Below are 3,005 nucleotides of genomic sequence, written 5' to 3' on the forward strand. Positions count from 1 at the left end.
ACCCCATGCCGCATCGCCATCACCATCTTGATCACACCGGCCACCCCAGCGGCCGCCTGCGTATGACCGATGTTCGACTTCACCGACCCCAGCCAGAGCGGACGCTCCCGGCCCGATCCGTAGGCGGCCATCAGCGCCTGCGCCTCGATCGGATCACCCAGCGCCGTGCCGGTCCCGTGGGCCTCGACCGCGTCCACCTCCGAGGCCGCCACCCCCGCGTCCGCCAGCGCCCGCCCTATCACCCGCTGCTGGGAAGGACCGTTCGGCGCCGTCAGCCCGTTCGACGCCCCGTCCTGGTTCACCGCCGAACCCCGTACCACCGCCAGCACCCGATGGCCGTTCGCGCGGGCGTCCGACAGGCGCTCCACCAGCAGCATGCCGACGCCCTCCGCCGCGCCGAACCCGTCGGCGGCGGCGGAGAACGGCTTGCACCGGCCGTCGGGAGCCAGACCGCGCTGGCGGCTGAAGAAGCGGAACATGCCGGGAGTGGACATGACGGCGATGCCACCGGCGAGGGCGAGCGAGCACTCGCCACGGCGCAGAGCCTGCGCGGCCAGGTGCAGCGAGACGAGCGACGACGAGCAGGCCGTGTCGACGGTGAGCGAGGGACCTTCGAGGCCGAGGTGGTAGGCGACCCGGCCGGAGGCGACGCTGGCGGTGGTACCGGTGAGGAGGTGCCCGTCGAAACCGGCGGGCTGCTCGTGCAGCCGGGTCAGGTAGTCCTGGTAGCTGAGGCCGACGAAGACGCCGGTCTGGCTGCCGCGGGCCGAGGTGGGGTCGATCCCGGCTCGTTCGAACGCCTCCCAGGAGGTCTCCAGGAGCAACCGCTGCTGCGGATCCATCGCCAGCGCCTCGTTCGGGGAGATCCCGAAGAACCCGGCGTCGAACTCCAGGGCGTCGTAGAGGAAACCACCGTGTCGTACGTAGCTCTTGCCCGGCCGGTCGGGGTCGGGGTCGTAGAGCCCCTCCAGGTCCCAGCCGCGGTCGGTGGGGAAGTCTCCGATGGCGTCCCCGCCCTCGGCGACCAGCCGCCACAGGTCCTCCGGCGAACGCACCCCGCCGGGGAAACGGCAGGCCATCCCCACAATCGCGATCGGCTCCTCGGCGGTGACGGCGACGCGGGGCTCGGGGAGCCGTCCGGCCGTCCCGGTCACCGTCGCCACCAGGTGCCCGGCCAGGGCCTCGGGGGTCGGGTGGTCGAAGACCAGTGTGGCGGGCAGCCGTACGCCGGTCGCCGCGTTGAGGCGGTTGCGCAGGTCCACGCCGAGCAGCGAGTCGAACCCGAGGTCCTTGAACGGCAGGCCGGTCCGTACCGCGCCGGGGTCGTCGTGCCGGAGCACGGCGGCGACCTGGGCGCGTACCAGATCCAGCGCGACGCGGTCCCGTTCGGCCTCGCCCAGTCCCGCCAGCCGGGCGGCGAAGCCGTCGTCGTGCGCGTCCCTCGCGGCGCTCGCCCGCGCCTCGGGCACACCGGCCAGCAGCGGCCTGGCACGCGAGGCCGTGAAGGCCAGGTGGAAGCGCGGCCAGTCGATGTCGGCGACGGTGATCGCGGTCTCGTCGTAGTCGAGTGCCTGGCGCAGCACCTGGAGCGCCAGGTCGGGCGCGAGTTCGCGCAGGCCGTGGGCCCTGCGCGTGTCGTCGCGTACCCAGTCGCCCGAGTGGATCACGGTGGCGGGCAGCCCCCGGGCGCGCCGGGAGCGGGCGAGCGCTTCGAGGTAGGCGTGTCCGGCGGCCGTGCCCGCCCGTCCGGGGGTGCCCAGGGCCCCGGCGAGGGAGGAGATCAGCACGAAGGCGTCCAGGTCGCCGGTGAGCTCGCCGAGGATCGTCGCGCCTTCGAGGTGCGGCCGGGCTGCGGCGACGACCCGCTCGGGGGTGAGGTCGTCCAGCGGGGCGTCGTCTCCCGCGCCGGCCGCGTGGACGACCGCCGTCAGCGGCCGGTCGGCGGGGATGCCGCCGAGCAGCGCGGCGACGGCGTCCCGATCGGTGATGTCGCACGCGACCACCTGGATCCGGGCCTCCGCCTCGTCGTGCGGCGTCCGCGCGTCGTAGGAGGCGGCGCCTCGGCGCCCGGCCATCAGGACGCGGTCGGCGCCCTGCTCCGCGAGCCACCGGGCGACCCGCGTCGCGACCATGCCGGTGCCCGTGACCAGCACCGTCCCATGCGGACGCCAGGACCGCGCCGGGGACGCGCCGTTCAGCGGGGACCGCACCAGGCGGCGTACCAGGACACCTTCCGCGCGTACGGCCACCTGGTCCTCACCGTCGCCGGCGGCGAGGACGGTGGCCAGGTCCCCCGCGACGGCCTCGGTCACGGTCTCGGGCAGGTCGATCAGGCCGCCCCAGCCGTGGGGGCGTTCCAGGGCGATCACCCGGCCCAGGCCCCAGAGGGCCGCCTGGCGAGGGGCACGCGGCGGGTCGGCCTCGCCGGTGGCGACGGCGCCGCGGGTCACCAGCCAGAGCGGGCTCCCGACGCCCGCTTCCGCGAGCGCCCGTACCAGCCGCGTGGTCGACACCAGGGCCTCGGCCTCGTCGAGAAGCAGCAGTGACAGTGTGCCCGCGGCGTCCGCGTGCCCGCGCAGCGCCGCGGGTGCCCCTTCCTCGTCGACCGGGACCACGACGGGGGTGGCGCCGTGAGCGCGGAGCGCCTCCGCGCACAGCCCGGTGAGCGGGTCGTCCTGGCGTCCGGGAGGTACGGCGACCAGCCAGGTCCCGGAGAGCGGCGCGGGTCCGGCGGTGGCTCCCTGCCGCCATTCGTCGCGGTAGCGGCATTCGTCCACGGTCGTCGTCACCGGACCACCGGACCGGGCGGCGGGGGAGGCGAGCCAGTAGTGCTTTCTCTGGAAGGGGTAGGTGGGCAGGTCGGCGTCCAGATCCGGCACCGCGTCGCCGAACGCCGGGTCCCAGTCCACCTCGACGCCGTGGACGAACGCCTCCCCCACCGCCAGCAGGAACCGATCCATCCCTCCCTCGTCGCGGCGCAGCGTCCCTATCGCCGCACCCTCGAC

1 protein-coding gene is annotated in these 3,005 nt (G+C 74.8%); it reads right to left on the reverse strand.

The genetic code is table 11. The features are described from left to right. Positions 1–2,960: beta-ketoacyl synthase N-terminal-like domain-containing protein (locus ACFYWM_RS44635; protein WP_389927961.1), on the reverse strand; the 2,960-nt coding region annotated here is incomplete at its 3' end. Between the last annotated feature and the right edge of the window lie 45 nt (positions 2,961–3,005).

Origin of the sequence: Streptosporangium sp. NPDC002721 (assembly GCF_042888905.1) — a bacterium.
Lineage (GTDB): Bacteria > Actinomycetota > Actinomycetes > Streptosporangiales > Streptosporangiaceae > Streptosporangium.